Here is a 15,252-nt window from a genome sequence, read left to right as displayed (position 1 = left end):
CGGTCACCTCAGCTTCGGGTCGAGGGCGTCGCGCACCGCGTCGCCGAGCATGATGAACGCGAGCACGGTGATCGCGAGGGCGCCGGCGGGCCACAGCAGCATGTGCGGGGCCTGGCGGATGTACGCGGACGCCGAGGAGATGTCGATTCCCCAGGACACCGTCGGGGGCTTCAGGCCGACCCCGAGGTAGGAGAGCGTCGCCTCCAGCGAGATGTACGTGCCGAGCGCGATGGTCGCCACGACGATCACCGGCGCGATCGCGTTGGGCGTGATGTGCCGCAGCAGCAGCCGGGAGTTGGAGGCGCCGAGGGCTCGGGCGGCCTGGACGTAGTCGTTCTGTTTGGTGGTGATGACGGATCCGCGCGCGATCCGGGAGATCTGCGGCCAGCCGAGCAGCACCATGAACCCGATGACGGGCCAGACCGTATTACTGGTCACCACCGAGAGGAGGACCAGACCGCCGAGCACGACGGGGATCGCGAAGAAGATGTCGGTGATCCGGGACAGGACCCCGTCCGACGCCCCGCCGAAGTACCCGGCGAGACCGCCGAGTACGGAGCCGAGGATCGCGACGCCGAGGGTGGCGCAGACGCCCACGGTGATCGAGACGCGGGTCCCGTACACCGTCCGGGTGTAGACGTCGCAGCCCTGTCCGTCGAATCCGAAGGGGTGGCCCGGCTGCGAGCCCTGCTGGGCCTTGGCGAGGTCGCACTTGAGGGGGTTCTGGCCGGCGATCAGCGAGGGCCAGATGGAGATGACGACGAGGAAGAGGATGACCAGTCCGGCGACGATGAAGACGGGGTTGCGCCGCAGGTCCCGCCAGGCGTCGGACCACAGGCTCCGGGGCTTCTCCTGCGGGCCCGTGCCCAGCGGTCCTCCGGGGGTCTTCTCCAGGGTCTCGGCCTCGCTGGCGGCGAGGTCCATGGCGCCGCCCATCCCGGTCGCGGCGATGGCGCCCTGCTGGTCGAACGGCGGCTGCTCAGGCATAGCGGATCCTCGGGTCGAGTACGGCGTAGAGGAGGTCTACGAGCAGGTTGGCGACCAGGAAGACGATGACCAGGACGGTCACGAAGCCGACGACGGTCTGGGTGTTCTGGCGCAGGATGCCCTGGTAGAGCTGGTAGCCGACGCCGTGGATGTTGAAGATCCGCTCGGTGACGATCGCGCCGCCCATGAGCGCGCCGATGTCCGTGCCGATGAAGGTGACCACGGGGATCAGCGAGTTGCGCAGCAGGTGCTTGGTGATCACCCGGCGCCGGGGCAGGCCCTTGGCGACGGCCGTACGGACGTAGTCGGAGCGCCGGTTCTCCGCGATGGAGGTCCGGGTCAGGCGGGTCACGTAGGCGAGCGACACGGAGGCCAGGACGAGACCGGGCACGATCAGCTCGCCGAAGGCGGCGTCCGGGGAGACCGAGGGTTTGATCCAGCCCCACTCGACGCCCAGCAGGAGTTGGAGCAGCAGACCGGTCACGAAGGTGGGCACGGAGATGACGACGAGGGTGAGCAGCAGGACCCCCGAGTCGACGGGCCGCCCGCGGCGCAGGCCCGTGATGACGCCGAGCGTGATGCCGATGACGATCTCGAAGAGGATCGCGACGATCGTCAGCCGGATGGTGACCGGGAACGCGGACCCCATCAGCTCCGTGACGGGCTGTCCGTTGAAGGCGGTGCCGAAGTCGCCCGTGAAGACGTTGCCCATGTAGGTCAGGTACTGCTGCCACACCGGCTGGTCGAGTCCGAACTCCTTGCGCAGCTGGGTGGCGGTGGCGGGGTCGCACTGCCGCTCGCCGCACAGACCCGCGATGGGGTCGCCCATCACGTTCACCATCAGGAAGATCAACAGCGTGGCGCCGATGAAGACCGGGATCATCTGCAGCAGGCGCCGGATCACGTACCGTCCCATGAGGACTCCGGGGATAGGGGCGGGCGGGCGCCCCGGACTGTCCGGGGCGCCCGCCCTTCGGCTCAGCTGACCTTGATCTCGTTGTAGACGGGGACGCTGAACTGGTTGAGCGCCACGTTGGAGACGCGGTCCGAGTAGCCCGCGCTGCCGTTCTGGTACCAGAGCGGGATGGCGGCCATGTTGTCCCGCACGACGCCCTCGGCCTGCTGGAAGAGCGAGACGGCCTTGGCCCGGTCGGTCTCGGCGTTCGCCCGGTCGACGAGCTTGTCGAAGTCCTTGTTGGACCACTTGCCGTCGTTGGAGGAGGCGTTCGTGTAGTACAGCGGCTGCAGGAAGTTCTGGATCAGCGGGTAGTCCATCTGCCAGCCGGCCCGGAAGGGGCCCGACATCTTGTGCTGGGTGATCTGGTTGCGGAAGTCGGCGAAGGTGCCGATCGGGTTGCCGACGCAGGCCTTGTCGTCGCCCATGGCGTTGTTGACGGAGTGGCAGACGGCGTCCACCCACTCCTTGTGGGAGCCGGTGTCCGCGTTGTAGGAGATCTTGAGCTGGCCGCCGGGCAGACCGCCGCCCTCCTGGATCAGCTTCTTGGCCTCGGTCGGGTTGTACGTGCAGGAGCCGCCGCACAGTCCGTCCTGGAAGCCGCCGGCCTTGCCGAGCACCGGTGAGGTCCAGTCGGTGGCCGGGGTGCGGGTCTTCTGGAAGATCGTGTTCGTGATCTGGTCGCGGTCGATCGCCATGGACAGGCCCTTGCGGACCTTCTCCGACCCGCTCTTGTCCCAGTTCTTGTCATAGAACGGGAAAGCGAGGGTCTGGATGATGCCGGCCGGTGTATTGATGTACCGGCCCCCGAGGTCGCTCTTCACGTTCTTGAGCTGAGAGGCGGGCACGTCGTCGACGAGGTCGAGGTTGCCGGCGATCAGGTCGGTGTAGGCGGTGTTGTTGTCGGTGTAGACCTTCAGGTCCACCCCGTCGTTCTGCGCCTTGTCCGTGCCGGGGTAGCCGTCCCACTTCCGCAGGGACATCAGCGATCCCTTGGTGTACGAGTCGACGGAGTACGGCCCGTTGCCGACCGGCTTCTTCAGCCAGGCCGCGTGGTCGTCGAAGAACGCCTTGGGCAGCGGCGCGTAGGCGACGTAACCGAGGGTGTCGGGGAACGTCGAGAACTTCTGGTTGAGCTTGACGGTGAAGGTGTCGGTGCCGGTGACCTTGAGCCCGGACAGCTTGTCCGCGCTCTGGGTGCCGGTGTCGGGGTGGACCTTGTCGTACCCGTCGATGTAACCGAAGAAGTACGCGTTCTTCTGGTTGTTCTTCAGGCTCGCGCCGTAGTTCCAGGCGTCCACGAAGGACTGGGCGGTGACGGCCTCGCCGTTGCTGAATTTCCAGCCGCTCTTGACCGTGATCGTGAAGTTCTGCGAGTCCGAGGTGTCGATCTTCTGCGCCAGCATGTCCTGGGCCGCGCCGGTCTTGGCGTCGTAACGCTTCAGACCCCGGAAGATCATGTCGAGGACCTTGCCGCCCTGCACCTCGTTGGTGTTGGCCGGCTCCAGCGGGTTCTGCGGATCGCCCCAGGAGGAACTGACGACTCCGGAGCCACCGCCACCGCCACCGTTGCTCCCTCCCCCTCCGCAGGCGGTCGCCGCGAGGGCCACCGCCGCCGCGGCCGCGGCCCATCTGGCGTGCGTCGCTCCACGCATGGAGTGCCTCCTCAAGAGTGCGCTGTACGGACGGCGCCCGGCCGGCGCATGACGGCTCCGGCGCACTACGTCTTTAGCGCCCAATATCCGGGCATGACGGACGTGACGCACATTCACGCCACCCTTCCGGGTGGTCACATCATCCGGAAGCAGGCACTCCGGACCGCAGGCGCAATGGATCTTTACCGTTCGATGCGCAACCGTTGGATTGAACGCCCCGGATGTACGCATTCCGAGACTCCGGCGTCCGCATATCGAACCTCTTGCCCGAAAAGCCCAGTTGGTCCGATTACGGACACGGAACGGCCACAGTGCGCTACACGCGTAGTTACGGTCAAGTCAAGTGGAGGTAAAGAAAGTAAAGAGAAGACCAAGGCGGGCGAGATTTTATTGACCTTGCATGAATTGCGTTGAAAAAGTCCGGCGTAGCTGCGTAGGGAGCGCCCTACGGAGTCGTTGACCCCCTCGGGCCTGGAGCACCATGACCCTCCCCACTCCTTCCGCGGCCGCTTCGCTTGAGGTGACCGACGAGACCGACCTGACCACGGTTCCGTCTTCCACCACCCAGGGCTCCGAAAGCCGCTCCCCGGGACGGCTCGCCTGGAAGCGATTCAAGCGAGACCGCACAGGCGTCATATCCGCCTACATCGTGATCTTCTTCTTCGTGATCGCGATCTGCGCCCCGCTGATAGCCAAGCTGTACGGCAAGAACCCGTACACCACGTACGCCAGCCAGCGGCCGGAGCTCCTCGACGCGTTCGCCTACCCCTCGGGGCCGAACGGCGGGATGAGCTCGGAGTTCTGGTTCGGCATCGAGCCGCAGCTGGGCCGTGACGTCTTCACCTTCCTGCTGTACGGCATCCGTACCTCGCTGGGCATCGCCGTGGCAGCCACCCTGCTGACCACCGTCGCGGGCGTGATCATCGGCGTGACCGCGGGCTACCTGGGCGGCAAGACCGACTATCTCGTCGGCCGGATCATCGACATCCTGCTGTCGTTCCCGTCCACGCTGTTCTTCATCGCCTTCATGCCCGTGGTCTACGGGCTGTTCGTCGCCCCCGACGAGAACATCCCCACGTCGCTGCGGGCCATCTCCCTGATCCTGGTGCTCTCCGCCTTCGGCTGGGCCTCGATCGCCCGCCTGCTGCGTGGCCAGGTACTCGGCCTGAGGGAGCGGGAGTACATCGAGGCCGCCAAGGTCACCGGTGCCTCCCCGGGGCGCATCGTGTTCAAGGAACTGCTCCCCAACCTGTGGACGCCGATCATCATCCAGTCCACGCTGATGCTCCCGGCGTACGTGACTGCGGAGGCCGGGCTGGCGTTCCTCGGTGTCGGCATCATCGACCCGACCCCGGACTGGGGCGTCATGATCCAGCGCGGCGCCCAGTTCTACACCGAGGACCTCACCTTCATGCTCTTCCCGGGCCTGTCGATGGTGATCTTCGTCCTCGCCTTCAACCTGCTCGGCGACTCGGTGCGCGACGCGCTCGACCCGAAGTCCAAGCGGTAGCCATCCCGTTCCACCCCGGCCGGTTCAGTGTCGTGCGGCCGGTCTCATCCGTCCCGATCGTCCACATAAGGCAGGCTCACCCGTGTCCTTTTCCCGTAGAAACTTCCTGATCGCGACCGGCGTGGTCGCGGCCTCGTCGACCGTCCTGACCGCGTGTGGCGGCAGCGGCAGCGGCAGCAAGTCGGACCGGAAGGTCCCCTCGGTCAGCGGCTCGAAGACCCAGGAGATCCCCGTCGGCACCAAGGCCGACTCGACCGGCCCGGCGCCGGAGGTCAAGGGCGCGGTCAAGGGCGGGACGATCTACTCGCTCGACCAGTTCGACATGGACCACCTGGACCCGGCACAGATCTACGTCTCGACCGAGGGCGCCATCACCCGTCCGATCCTCCGTGGCCTCACCGGCTACAAGATCGACGAGAAGGGCGGCGCCACCCTGGTCGGCGACGCGGCCACGGACGCGGGCACCATGAAGGACGGCGGCAAGACCTGGTCCTTCACCCTCAAGGACGGCGTGAAGTGGGAGGACGGCTCGGACATCTCCGGGGACGACCTGCGCCACACCTTCGAGCGTCTCTTCGCCTCCTTCGTCACCGAGGGTCCCCGCTACGTCCAGCAGTGGCTGGTCGGCGGCGACAAGTACAAGGGCCCCTACGAGGGCAAGAGCCTCGACTCCATCGAGGTCGACGGCAAGACCATCACCTTCCGCCTCAACGAGGCCCGCGGTGACTTCAACTTCACGCTCGCCATGCCCGGCTACGGACTGGTGCCGAAGAAGCAGGACACCAAGGAGAAGTACGACAAGCGTCCCTTCTCCTCCGGCCCGTACAAGATCGGCGCCCGCAGCATCGGCAAGTCGCTGACCTACGTGCGCAACGAGCACTGGGACCCGGCGACGGACTCGATCCGCAACAACTACCCGGACAAGTTCGTCTTCCAGTTCGGCTTCGAGCTGCTGGCCTCGACCGACCGCTACATCTCGGACTCGGGCAACGACCAGTACGCGATGTCGATCTTCAACGAGGTCGCCCCCGAGCGCATCGCCCAGGTCCTCACCAACGCCAAGTACAAGCAGCGCATCCTCACCGAGGTCGACACGGTCACGTACTACTGGCCGATCAACATGACCCGGATCAAGGACGTCAAGGTCCGTCAGGCCATCAACTGGGCCTGGCCGCACCAGCAGCTGCAGACGATCCGCGGCGGCGCCTCCACCAGCGAGCTGGCCTCCACGATCCTCTCGCCGGTGACCCCGGGTTACGCGAAGTTCGACCTGTACGGCGTGACCAAGAAGCCCGGCGGCGACCCGGTCAAGGCCAAGGCGCTGCTGAAGGAGGCCGGCAAGGTCGGCCAGAAGCTGGTCATCGCCTACCAGGCCTCGGACAACGCGGTGAAGTCGGCCGTGGCGGTCAAGAACGCGCTGGAGGCCGCGGGCTTCACCGTGGTCAACAAGCAGGTCGACAAGTCGACCTTCTACACCCAGATCGGCAAGATCGACAACGACTTCGACCTGTTCGCCGCCGGCTGGAGCCCGGACTGGCCGAACGGCTACTCGGTCTTCTTCCCCTGCTGGAGCGGCAAGAACATCGGCGACGGCCGCAGCAACTACGCCCAGCTGAACGACCCGAGCATCAACAAGGCCATCGACGCGGCTGCCAAGATCACGGACACCGCGGAGGCGAACAAGGCCTGGGGTGACGTCGACCGTCAGATCATGGAACTGGCCGCGGTGGTCCCGGACTACCACTCCATCCGCAACTGGATGCACGGTTCCAAGGTCGGAAACGTCGTCTACGACAGCGGCAACACCTGCATCGCGCTCACCAAGCTCTACGCGATGAAGTAAGCCGTACGACCCAAGGGGGCGGCCGTTCGCCCGGCCGCCCCCTCCGGCCCCCTCCTTTCACGCCCCCGGCGACGGCGCCCCGTCCGGAAAGTCACGCCCCCATGTCCCGCTTCCTCGTCCGCCGAGTCCTCGGCGCACTGGTCATCCTGCTGATCATCAGCGCCATCACCTTCGGCCTCTTCTACGCCATCCCGCGTGACCCGGCGATGATGTCCTGCGGCAAGAACTGCACGCCGGACATGCTCGCGCAGATCCGGCACAACCTGGGCATCGACCACCCGATCCCGGTGCAGTACTGGGACTGGCTGAAGGGTGTCTTCGTCGGGCGGAACTACCCCGGCTTCGGGAACTGCAACGCTCCCTGCCTCGGGTACTCCTTCGCCAACCGTGAGCCCGTCCTCGGCACGATCATGGACCGCCTGCCGACGACCCTCTCGCTCGCGTTCGGCGCGGCCGTCGTCTTCCTGATCTTCGGCGTCGGCGCCGGCATGCTGGCCGCCGTCAAGCAGGGCAAGTTCCTGGACAAGTTCGCCAGCTCCGCCTCGCTGTTCGGCTCCTCGCTGCAGATCTACTTCGTCGGCTACGTCGCGATGTTCTTCCTGGTCTCGAAGCTGGGCCTGTTCGCGCAGCCGTCGTACACGCCCTTCACCGAGGACCCGGCCGCCTGGTTCTCCGGGCTGCTGCTGCCCTGGCTGACACTGGCGATCATCTTCACCGCCAACTACACCCGTATGACCCGCTCCCAGCTCGTCGAACAGCTCAGCGAGGACTACGTCCGCACCGCCCGCGCCAAGGGCCTGTCCCGTGCGAACGTCTTCTTCCGGTTCGCCTGGCGCGGTGCGATGGGCCCGATCGTCACGGTCTTCGGCATCGACCTGGGCACGCTGATCGGTGGCGCGATCATCACCGAGTCGACCTTCAGCATCCAGGGCATCGGCCGCCTCGCGGTGGACTCCGTGAACAAGAGCGACCTGCCCATGCTGCTCGGTGTCACCATCCTGTCGGCCGGCGCGATCGTGTTCTTCAACATCATCGTCGACGCCGTCTACGCCCTCATCGACCCGCGGATCCGGCTCGCCTGACCCCGGGCAACCCGCCCCGACAGCTACCCCCGGCATCACCCCCTCAGGAGCGTCCCCGTGACGAGCACCGATCAGCAGCCCTTCCTGTCCGTCAGGGATCTGAAGGTTCACTTCTCCACCGAAGACGGCGTCGTCAAGGCCGTCGACGGTCTCTCCTTCGACCTGGCCAAGGGCAAGACGCTCGGCATTGTGGGCGAGTCTGGCTCGGGCAAGTCCGTCACGAACCTGACGATCCTCGGCCTGCACGACCGCGACCGCACCGCCATCGACGGCGAGATCCTGCTCGACGGCAAGGAGCTGCTGACCGCCACCGAGCGGGAGCTGGAGCAGCTGCGCGGCAACAAGATGTCGATGATCTTCCAGGACGCGCTGGCCTCGCTGTCGCCGTACCACACCATCGGCAAGCAGATCGGCGAGACGTACCGCAAGCACACCGGTGCCTCCAAGGCGGAGGCCCGGACCCGTGCGATCGAGATGCTGCGGCGTGTCGGCATCCCGCAGCCCGACGTCCGCGTGGACGACTACCCGCACCAGTTCTCCGGCGGTATGCGCCAGCGCGCGATGATCGCGATGGCGCTGGTCTGCGACCCGGAGCTGCTGGTCGCGGACGAGCCGACGACCGCCCTGGACGTCACCGTGCAGGCCCAGATCATGGACCTGCTCAAGGACCTCCAGCAGGAGTTCGGCACCGCGATCATCTTCATCACCCACGACCTCGGTGTCATCGCGGACATCGCGGACGACGTGCTGGTGATGTACGGCGGCCGGTGCGTGGAGCGCGGGACCAAGAAGGAGGTGCTGCGGGCGCCGCAGCACCCGTACACCTGGGGTCTGCTCGGGTCGATGCCGACCCTGGACGGTCCGGTCGACGTACCGCTGACACCGATCCCGGGCTCACCGCCCTCGCTGCTGAACCCGCCGACCGGCTGCCGCTTCCACCCGCGGTGCACCTTCAAGGAGAAGGTCCAGGGCGGCCTGTGCTCCACCGAGCAGCCACTGCTGGAGATCACGGACGGGCGCGGTGCCGCCTGCCACCTCACCGCGGACCAGCGCCGCGACTACTTCGCCGACCAGACCGCGACCCGGTCGCACTGACGTAACAGAGACGGGATTTCACGATCATGAGCAACACGAACCCCCTCCTGGACGTCACCGGTCTGACCAAGCACTTCCCGGTGATGGGAGGCTTCCCCTTCAAGCGGAAGATCGGCGCGGTCCAGGCCGTGGACGGCCTCGACTTCCAGGTCGCCGAGGGCGAGAGCCTGGGCCTGGTCGGTGAGTCGGGCTGCGGCAAGTCGACGACGGGCCGGCTGATCACTCGCCTCCTGGAGCCCACCGGCGGCAGGATCAGCTATCGCGGCCAGGACATCACGCACGCCGGCCGCAAGCAGCTGGCCCCGGTCCGCTCCGAGATCCAGATGATCTTCCAGGACCCGTACGCCTCCCTCAACCCCCGCCAGACGGTCGGCAAGATCATCTCGGGCCCGATGGAGATCAACGGCATCAAGCCGGCCGGCGGCTTCGAGAAGCGCGTGCGCGAGCTGCTGGAGACGGTGGGTCTCAACCCCGAGCACTACAACCGGTTCCCGCACGAGTTCTCCGGCGGTCAGCGCCAGCGCATCGGCGTCGCCCGCGCGCTCGCCCTGGAACCGAAGCTGATCGTCGCGGACGAGCCCGTCTCGGCCCTGGACGTCTCCATCCAGGCGCAGGTGGTCAACCTGCTCCAGGACCTCCAGAAGGACCTGGGCATCGCGTTCCTCTTCATCGCCCACGACCTGGCGATCGTCCGGCACTTCTCGCAGCGCGTCGCGGTCATGTACCTCGGCAAGATCGTCGAGATCGCCGACCGCGAGGACCTGTACGACAACCCGCGCCACCCGTACACCCGCGCCCTGCTCTCGGCCGTCCCCGAGGCCACGGCGGACGAGGTCCCGGCCCGCGAGCGCATCCTGCTGACCGGTGACGTGCCGTCGCCGCTCAACCCGCCGTCCGGCTGCCGCTTCCGTACCCGCTGCTGGAAGGCGACGGAGAAGTGCGCGTCGGAGGCCCCGCCGCTGGTCCGGATCGAGGGCAACCGCGAGGGTCACCTCACGGCGTGCCACTACCCCGAGGTCAAGGAGACCGTCCCGGCTCCCGGCCTCTCCAAGAACCCCGAGATCACGGCCTGACACACCCCTTTTCGTCAGCCGTGCTCCACGGAGCCAGACTTTCGCCGGCCCATTGACCCGAGCCCGAACGTCCGGTTCCAGGGGAACAGAAGGCCCGTGCACTCCCAGGAGCGCACGGGCCTTCGCGCTGGGCTCCGAGCACTCCGGCGGCCTCCCCCGTCCTCCCGGTCCGGGCACGAGCGGGTGCGCGTCGCCGGGTTCCCCGATCTGCCACGGGGTCTCGTCGGCGTCGGCCCGAGCCGCATAGAGTGCCTGGCCGTGACCGTCTCCTCGCAAGCGCCACCGCTGTGGCGCAACCGGCCCTTCGTACTGCTCACCTCCGCGCGGATCGTCTCCGTGCTCGGCAACGGCTTCGCGCGCGTCGCGCTGGCGTTCGCGGTACTCGCTCTGCCGGGAGCCAGTCCGGGTCGTCTGTCGCTGGTGGTGGCCTGCCAGGCGCTGCCGCAGCTGGTGTTCATCCTGGTCGGCGGAGTGATCGCGGACCGGATGTCACGGTCCCGCTTGATGGCTGTGGCCGACGTACTGGGGGCCGGGGCGTACGCGGGGCTGGCCGCGATGGTGCTGACCGGTCACGCGCCGCTGACGGCGATGTGCCTGCTGGCCGCCGCGGCCGGAACAGCGACCTCCCTGTTCGCTCCGGCGATGGACGGCATCGTGCCGCTGGTCGTGCCCGCCGACCGGCTGCAGCGGGCCAACGGCATGCTGCGGGTCGGCACCAACAGCTCGCTGCTCCTGGGGCTGGCGCTGTCGGGCGTGACCGTGGCCCTGGTCGGCGCCGGCTGGGCGCTCGCGCTGAACGCCGCGTCCTTCGTGATCAGCGCGATGTTGACGGCCCGTCTGCGGACGGCCTCGCGGCCTCCGAAGAGGTCGTCGGGCTGGGCCGACCTGCGCGAGGGCTGGCGGGAGTTCTCGTCCCGTCAGTGGCTGTGGGTCGTGGTCGCCCAGTACGCGATCGTGATCGCGGCCGTCAACGCCAACGTCGGGGTCCTGGGCCCCATGACGGCCGAGGACCATCTGGGAGGGGCACGGGCGTGGTCGGTCATCGTGGGCGCCCAGGCCCTGGGCACCATCGCCGGGGCGGGACTCGCCGCCCGGGTACGGGTCGCACGGCCGCTCCTGGTCGCCGTACTGGCCACCTTCCCGGCGGCCGTGCCGATCGCCCTGCTCAGTACCCGGGCCCCGGTATGGCTGATCGCCGCGGCCATGTTCCTCGCGGGCGTCGCCGGCGACGTCTTCGGGGTGCTGTGGGCCACCACGATCCAGCGCGAGATCCCCGAGGAAGTCCTTTCCCGTGTCAGCTCCTACGACTGGTTCGGGTCACTCGCCCTGGCGCCGCTGGGACTGCTCGCCGCGGGGCCCGTCGCCTCCGCCCTCGGCACCAGCCGCACGCTGGCAGGCTGCGCGGCCCTGGTGGTCCTGGCCACCGCCGCGGCCCTTCTCTCACCCCAGGTACGCACTCTTCGCGCCGCCGCCGGTGCGTCGTCCGAAGCCGCGGTCCCGGCTCCGTCGGGCCCGGCGGAGCATCCCGTCGGCGAGGAGGCGGCGGGCTGAGGGCCCGCTCCACAGGATCGCGCGGGTCCTTCCGGGCATCCGGCCCTGGCCGGTCCGGGTGACCGAGACCTGACAGTATCGGCGGATGACGGACACCCACGTGGACATCAAGGACCTCATCGTCGACTGCGCCGATCCGGAGCGACTGGCCTCGTTCTGGGCCCAACTGCTGGGCAGACCGGTCGCGGCGAGGACGGGCCCGTACGTCTGGCTCGCACGCGGCGATGGCCCCGGGCTCGGTTTCCAGAAGGTCACCGAGCCGAGGGCCGGCAAGAACCGCATCCATTTCGACGTCGCCTCGTCGGACCCCGCCGCCGAGCGGCAGCGCGTCGAAGCGTTGGGCGGTCGGCTGCTTCCGCAGTACGCGGCGGGAGGATTCCTGGTCATGGCCGATCCCGAGGGGAACGAGTTCTGCGTCATCCCCCGCGGGTCGTTCGAACTCGACGACGACGGGCGCGCGAGCTATCTGAACGACAGCGACGGCTCCGCGGACTCCGCCTGAAAGCGGCCTGGTCAGGAGGTCCCTGGTCAGGAGGGCTTGGCCGGGGACACCGCGGTGACCGTCACCCTGTCGTCGCACTCGGCCAGGACACCGTCCTCCAGGGCGACCTGGTGCGATCCGGAGCCCGGGATGCCGACCACCAGGGTCGGGTAGGTGACGGGCCGGGTCCCGGAGACGCAGTAACCGTCGCCCTCGCCCTGGACCTGGACGAACGTCAGCTTCGTCCAGGCCCTCCCGCCCGGCGCGAGGCGCACCGCGGACACGGAGCCCGTGAGGGTGGCCTGGAGCGGATGGCTGCTCTGCGGGGAACCCTGGCCCGCGCCGGCGACGGTCGGACGGCCCCGGACGACGCACGGCTTGCCGGACACGTTGGTGAACTCGACGATCACCGCACCGGTTCCGGTGCCCTGCGGGCGGACGGCGGCCTGGTGCATGGACGCCTCGAGAGCGCCCGCGCCGCACCCCGCGGTCGCGGCCGTGGCGGTGGCCGTGGCGCCCGTGGTCGGGGCGGTGGCGGTGGTAAGCGCGGTGGCGGTGGCGGGGGTGGTCGAGGAGGACCCCGCTCCCCCGGCCGGACGACCCGCGGACGAGGCCGCCGGCCCCGTCGCGTTCCCGCCCGGCTGACATCCGGTCATGAGCAGGGTGGCTGCCGACGCGCTCACCAGCGCCAGCGCCGCCCCGCGGATACCCGTTCCGTAGTTCATGAAGTCCCCCGAAGCAGAAGTTCGGTGCCGGACCCTCATCGGCACCTGCCACTTGAGAGGACATGGCCGGCCTCCGGGGTTCGACGGCGGGACCGTCTGTGACACGACGATGACACGAACGGCTCACCGTCGCGTCGCGGGACACTCCGTCCCGGCCCGTCACCTACTCCGGCGCCGGTTCCGTCACCCGGTCCAGATCCCCGCGCTCCACGCAGAACTCGTTGCCCTCGGGGTCCGCGAGGGTGACCCAGCCGCGGCCGTCGGGCCGGGTGTGGTCCGCGACCTGCCGGGCACCGAGGCCCAGCGCCCGGGTGACCTCCTCCGCCCGTGTCCGGCCGTGCGGCTGGAGGTCGAAATGGATGCGGTTCTTGGCGGTCTTGCCCTCCTCGACGCGTACGAACAGGAGGTTCGGTCCGCCCGAGGGGTCCCGCAGCAGCGCCTCCGGGTCCCCCGGCTTGTCGTCGTCGTCCAGTGGCCGGCCGAGCAACTCGCTCCAGAACAGACCCAGGTCGTAGGGATCGCCGGTGCAGTCGAAGGTGAGGCTGCGGATGGTCGGGTTCAACCCGTGTGTGTCGCCCATGAGTTCAGGATCCCGTCTCGCCGTCGGCCAGCTCGCGCAGAATGTCGATGTGTCCGTTGTGACGCGCGGTCTCCTCGATCAGATGGAGGAGGATCCAGCGCAGGTCGACATGGCGGCCGTCCCGGATGGGGCGCCGTGCCGTGTCGTCGAGAGAGTGCCCGGCCACCAACGTGCGGTAACGCGCGGCCTGTTGCTCGTAGTCCGTCAGGAGGTCGGCCAGCGGCGCGTCGACGGCGATCCGCATCTCGCGGTCGGGGTCCTCGTCCGTCCAGGGTCCCGCGTCCTCCTCGCCGAGGAAGACCACCTGGAACCAGGAGTACTCGACCCAGCGCAGATGGCTGATGAGCCCGCACAGGGTCATCAACGGGGAGCCGGGCAGCGGGGCGCTCCGGGCGTCCTGCGCGGAGACGCCCTCGCACTTGGCGCGGGCGGTGTCACGGACGTAGTCGAGGAAGGTGGCGAGCTGGGTGCGCTCGTCCCATGCGGGAGGCGTGTCTGTTCGCGTCGTCGTCATCGCGGTGAAGCTTCCTCGCCCGTCCGGGCGATGTCGAACGAATTAGCCGGCACTTGTCGGCGCCCCCGGCCGGACGACAGACTGCCACGCCATGGCCTTCCATCTGCGCGGGACCGTACTGCCCGACGGCGTCGTCCGGGACCTCTGGATCCTCGGCGACCGGATCACCTTCGAGCGTCCCTCCGGCGCGGTGGAGACCGTCGCCGACGGCGGTTTCCTGCTGCCGGGACTCGTCGACGTGCACACCCACCCCGGTGTCCGGGACGAGGACGGCGCCTCCTCCTTCGACGCCGGTCTGTTCGCCGAACAGATCGCCGCCCACCGGGACGCCGGGACCACCGCCCTGCGCTTCCCGGGGCTCCTCGGCGAGATACCCGCCGAGCTGCGCGACGCGCCAGGCTCCCCGCGGATGATCACCGCGGGGCGCTGGCTGGCCTGGGCCGGGCTGTCCCGAAGCGCCCCCTTCCACACGGTCGCCGAGGACCTGGTGGCCGCGGCGGTCGCGGAGGCGAAGGCCCACGACGGCTGGTGCAAGCTGATGGGCGACTGGGACTTCGAGGCCGCCGCCGTACCGTACGCGCTGCTGCGGGAGGTCGTGGACGGGGTGCACGCGGTGGGTGCGCGCGTCGCCGTGCACTGCCAGTCCGCCGAGGGGGTGCTGCATGCCGCTCGCGCGGGTGTCGACTCCATCGAGCACGGGATGGGCATGCCCGAGGAGTGCGTCGGGATCATGGCCGCGCACGGGACGACGTTCGTCCCCACCCTCACCGCCTTCGCCGGCAGCGCACCGCGCAGGACCGGGGACACCCCCCGGGACCGGCTGTGGCGCGAGGGGCACCGCACGCTGATCCGTCGCGTCCGCGAGGCGTACGACGCCGGGGTCACCGTCCTCGCCGGAACGGACTCCGCGCCGTTCGGGAACGTCGCCGGCGAGGTCGGGCACCTGATCGCCGCCGGACTGCCCGCCGAGGCCGCGGTCGGCGCCGCGAGCTGGAGCGCCCGCGCGTTCCTCGGCCTCGGCGGCCTGACCGAGGGCGGGCTCGCGGACGTCACCGTTCATGACGCCGACCCGCGCCGCGAACCGGGCGTCCTGCGCCACCCCCGCCGTATCGTGCTGCGCGGCCGGGTGGTGCGCTGAGCGCACGAGTCCCGCGAGTGTGTCGATCTTGCTTCGAGCGGCTCCGGGGGCTGTCAGACTGCT

14 protein-coding genes are annotated in these 15,252 nt (G+C 68.8%); 8 read left to right on the top strand and 6 right to left on the bottom strand.

The features are described 5' to 3' along the window. Positions 1 to 3: 3 nt before the first annotated feature. The 3 genes from HEP85_RS25825 to HEP85_RS25815 all read right to left on the bottom strand — a co-directional run bounded on the left by HEP85_RS25825 (position 4) and on the right by HEP85_RS25815 (position 3,597). Positions 4 to 987, bottom strand: a complete 984-nt coding sequence (locus tag HEP85_RS25825; RefSeq protein ID WP_168530063.1) for an ABC transporter permease — start codon at positions 985 to 987, stop codon at positions 4 to 6. Further along, positions 980 to 1,903: an ABC transporter permease gene (locus tag HEP85_RS25820; RefSeq protein ID WP_168530062.1), complete on the bottom strand. Its 924-nt coding sequence runs from the start codon at positions 1,901 to 1,903 to the stop codon at positions 980 to 982. The genes HEP85_RS25825 and HEP85_RS25820 overlap by 8 nt, the downstream gene beginning before the upstream one ends. Before the next feature lie 62 nt (positions 1,904 to 1,965). Then, positions 1,966 to 3,597, bottom strand: a complete 1,632-nt coding sequence (locus HEP85_RS25815) for an ABC transporter substrate-binding protein (RefSeq protein ID WP_168530061.1) — start codon at positions 3,595 to 3,597, stop codon at positions 1,966 to 1,968. A 481-nt stretch (positions 3,598 to 4,078) separates the two neighbouring features. Between HEP85_RS25815 and HEP85_RS25810 the strand changes: the two genes are divergently transcribed. From HEP85_RS25810 to HEP85_RS25780, 7 genes are all read left to right on the top strand, one after another. Further along, a complete protein-coding gene (locus tag HEP85_RS25810) occupies positions 4,079 to 5,107 on the top strand; it encodes an ABC transporter permease (RefSeq protein ID WP_211118065.1) in 1,029 nt (342 codons plus the stop codon). Between the two features lie 82 nt (positions 5,108 to 5,189). Beyond that, positions 5,190 to 6,950, top strand: coding sequence for an ABC transporter substrate-binding protein (locus HEP85_RS25805; protein WP_168530060.1), 1,761 nt, complete (start codon positions 5,190 to 5,192; stop codon positions 6,948 to 6,950). A 101-nt stretch (positions 6,951 to 7,051) separates the two neighbouring features. Then, positions 7,052 to 8,032, top strand: a complete 981-nt coding sequence (locus HEP85_RS25800; protein WP_168530059.1) for an ABC transporter permease — start codon at positions 7,052 to 7,054, stop codon at positions 8,030 to 8,032. A 57-nt stretch (positions 8,033 to 8,089) separates the two neighbouring features. Further along, a complete protein-coding gene (locus HEP85_RS25795) occupies positions 8,090 to 9,127 on the top strand; it encodes an ABC transporter ATP-binding protein (RefSeq protein ID WP_168530058.1) in 1,038 nt (345 codons plus the stop codon). A gap of 26 nt (positions 9,128 to 9,153) precedes the next feature. Then, a complete protein-coding gene (locus tag HEP85_RS25790; RefSeq protein WP_329290177.1) occupies positions 9,154 to 10,200 on the top strand; it encodes a dipeptide ABC transporter ATP-binding protein in 1,047 nt (348 codons plus the stop codon). Between the two features lie 258 nt (positions 10,201 to 10,458). Beyond that, positions 10,459 to 11,751: an MFS transporter gene (locus HEP85_RS25785; RefSeq protein ID WP_168530057.1), complete on the top strand. Its 1,293-nt coding sequence runs from the start codon at positions 10,459 to 10,461 to the stop codon at positions 11,749 to 11,751. Positions 11,752 to 11,836: 85 nt separating this feature from the next. Further along, on the top strand, positions 11,837 to 12,253 hold the full coding sequence (locus tag HEP85_RS25780) for a VOC family protein (protein ID WP_168530056.1): 417 nt from the start codon (positions 11,837 to 11,839) through the stop codon (positions 12,251 to 12,253). Between the two features lie 26 nt (positions 12,254 to 12,279). Here HEP85_RS25780 and HEP85_RS25775 read toward each other — a convergent pair whose 3' ends face one another. From HEP85_RS25775 to HEP85_RS25765, 3 genes are all read right to left on the bottom strand, one after another. Further along, the gene (locus HEP85_RS25775; RefSeq protein ID WP_168530055.1) at positions 12,280 to 12,957 is read right to left on the bottom strand and encodes a DUF4232 domain-containing protein; all 678 of its coding nucleotides are present in this window, start codon (positions 12,955 to 12,957) and stop codon (positions 12,280 to 12,282) included. A 163-nt stretch (positions 12,958 to 13,120) separates the two neighbouring features. Continuing rightward, entirely contained in the window at positions 13,121 to 13,537 is a 417-nt protein-coding gene (locus HEP85_RS25770) for a VOC family protein (RefSeq protein WP_168530054.1), read from the bottom strand. 4 nt (positions 13,538 to 13,541) lie between these two features. Beyond that, entirely contained in the window at positions 13,542 to 14,051 is a 510-nt protein-coding gene (locus HEP85_RS25765; protein WP_168530053.1) for a DinB family protein, read from the bottom strand. A gap of 91 nt (positions 14,052 to 14,142) precedes the next feature. Between HEP85_RS25765 and HEP85_RS25760 the strand changes: the two genes are divergently transcribed. After that, positions 14,143 to 15,189 (top strand): amidohydrolase family protein, encoded by a 1,047-nt coding sequence (locus tag HEP85_RS25760; protein ID WP_168530052.1) that lies wholly within the window; start codon positions 14,143 to 14,145, stop codon positions 15,187 to 15,189. Positions 15,190 to 15,252 lie beyond the last annotated feature (63 nt).

Origin of the sequence: Streptomyces sp. RPA4-2, assembly GCF_012273515.2 — a bacterium.
In the GTDB taxonomy this organism is placed as follows: domain Bacteria; phylum Actinomycetota; class Actinomycetes; order Streptomycetales; family Streptomycetaceae; genus Streptomyces; species Streptomyces kaempferi.
Note: the sequence above shows the minus strand (reverse complement) of the source record. Positions and strands in the feature narration are given on the sequence as shown.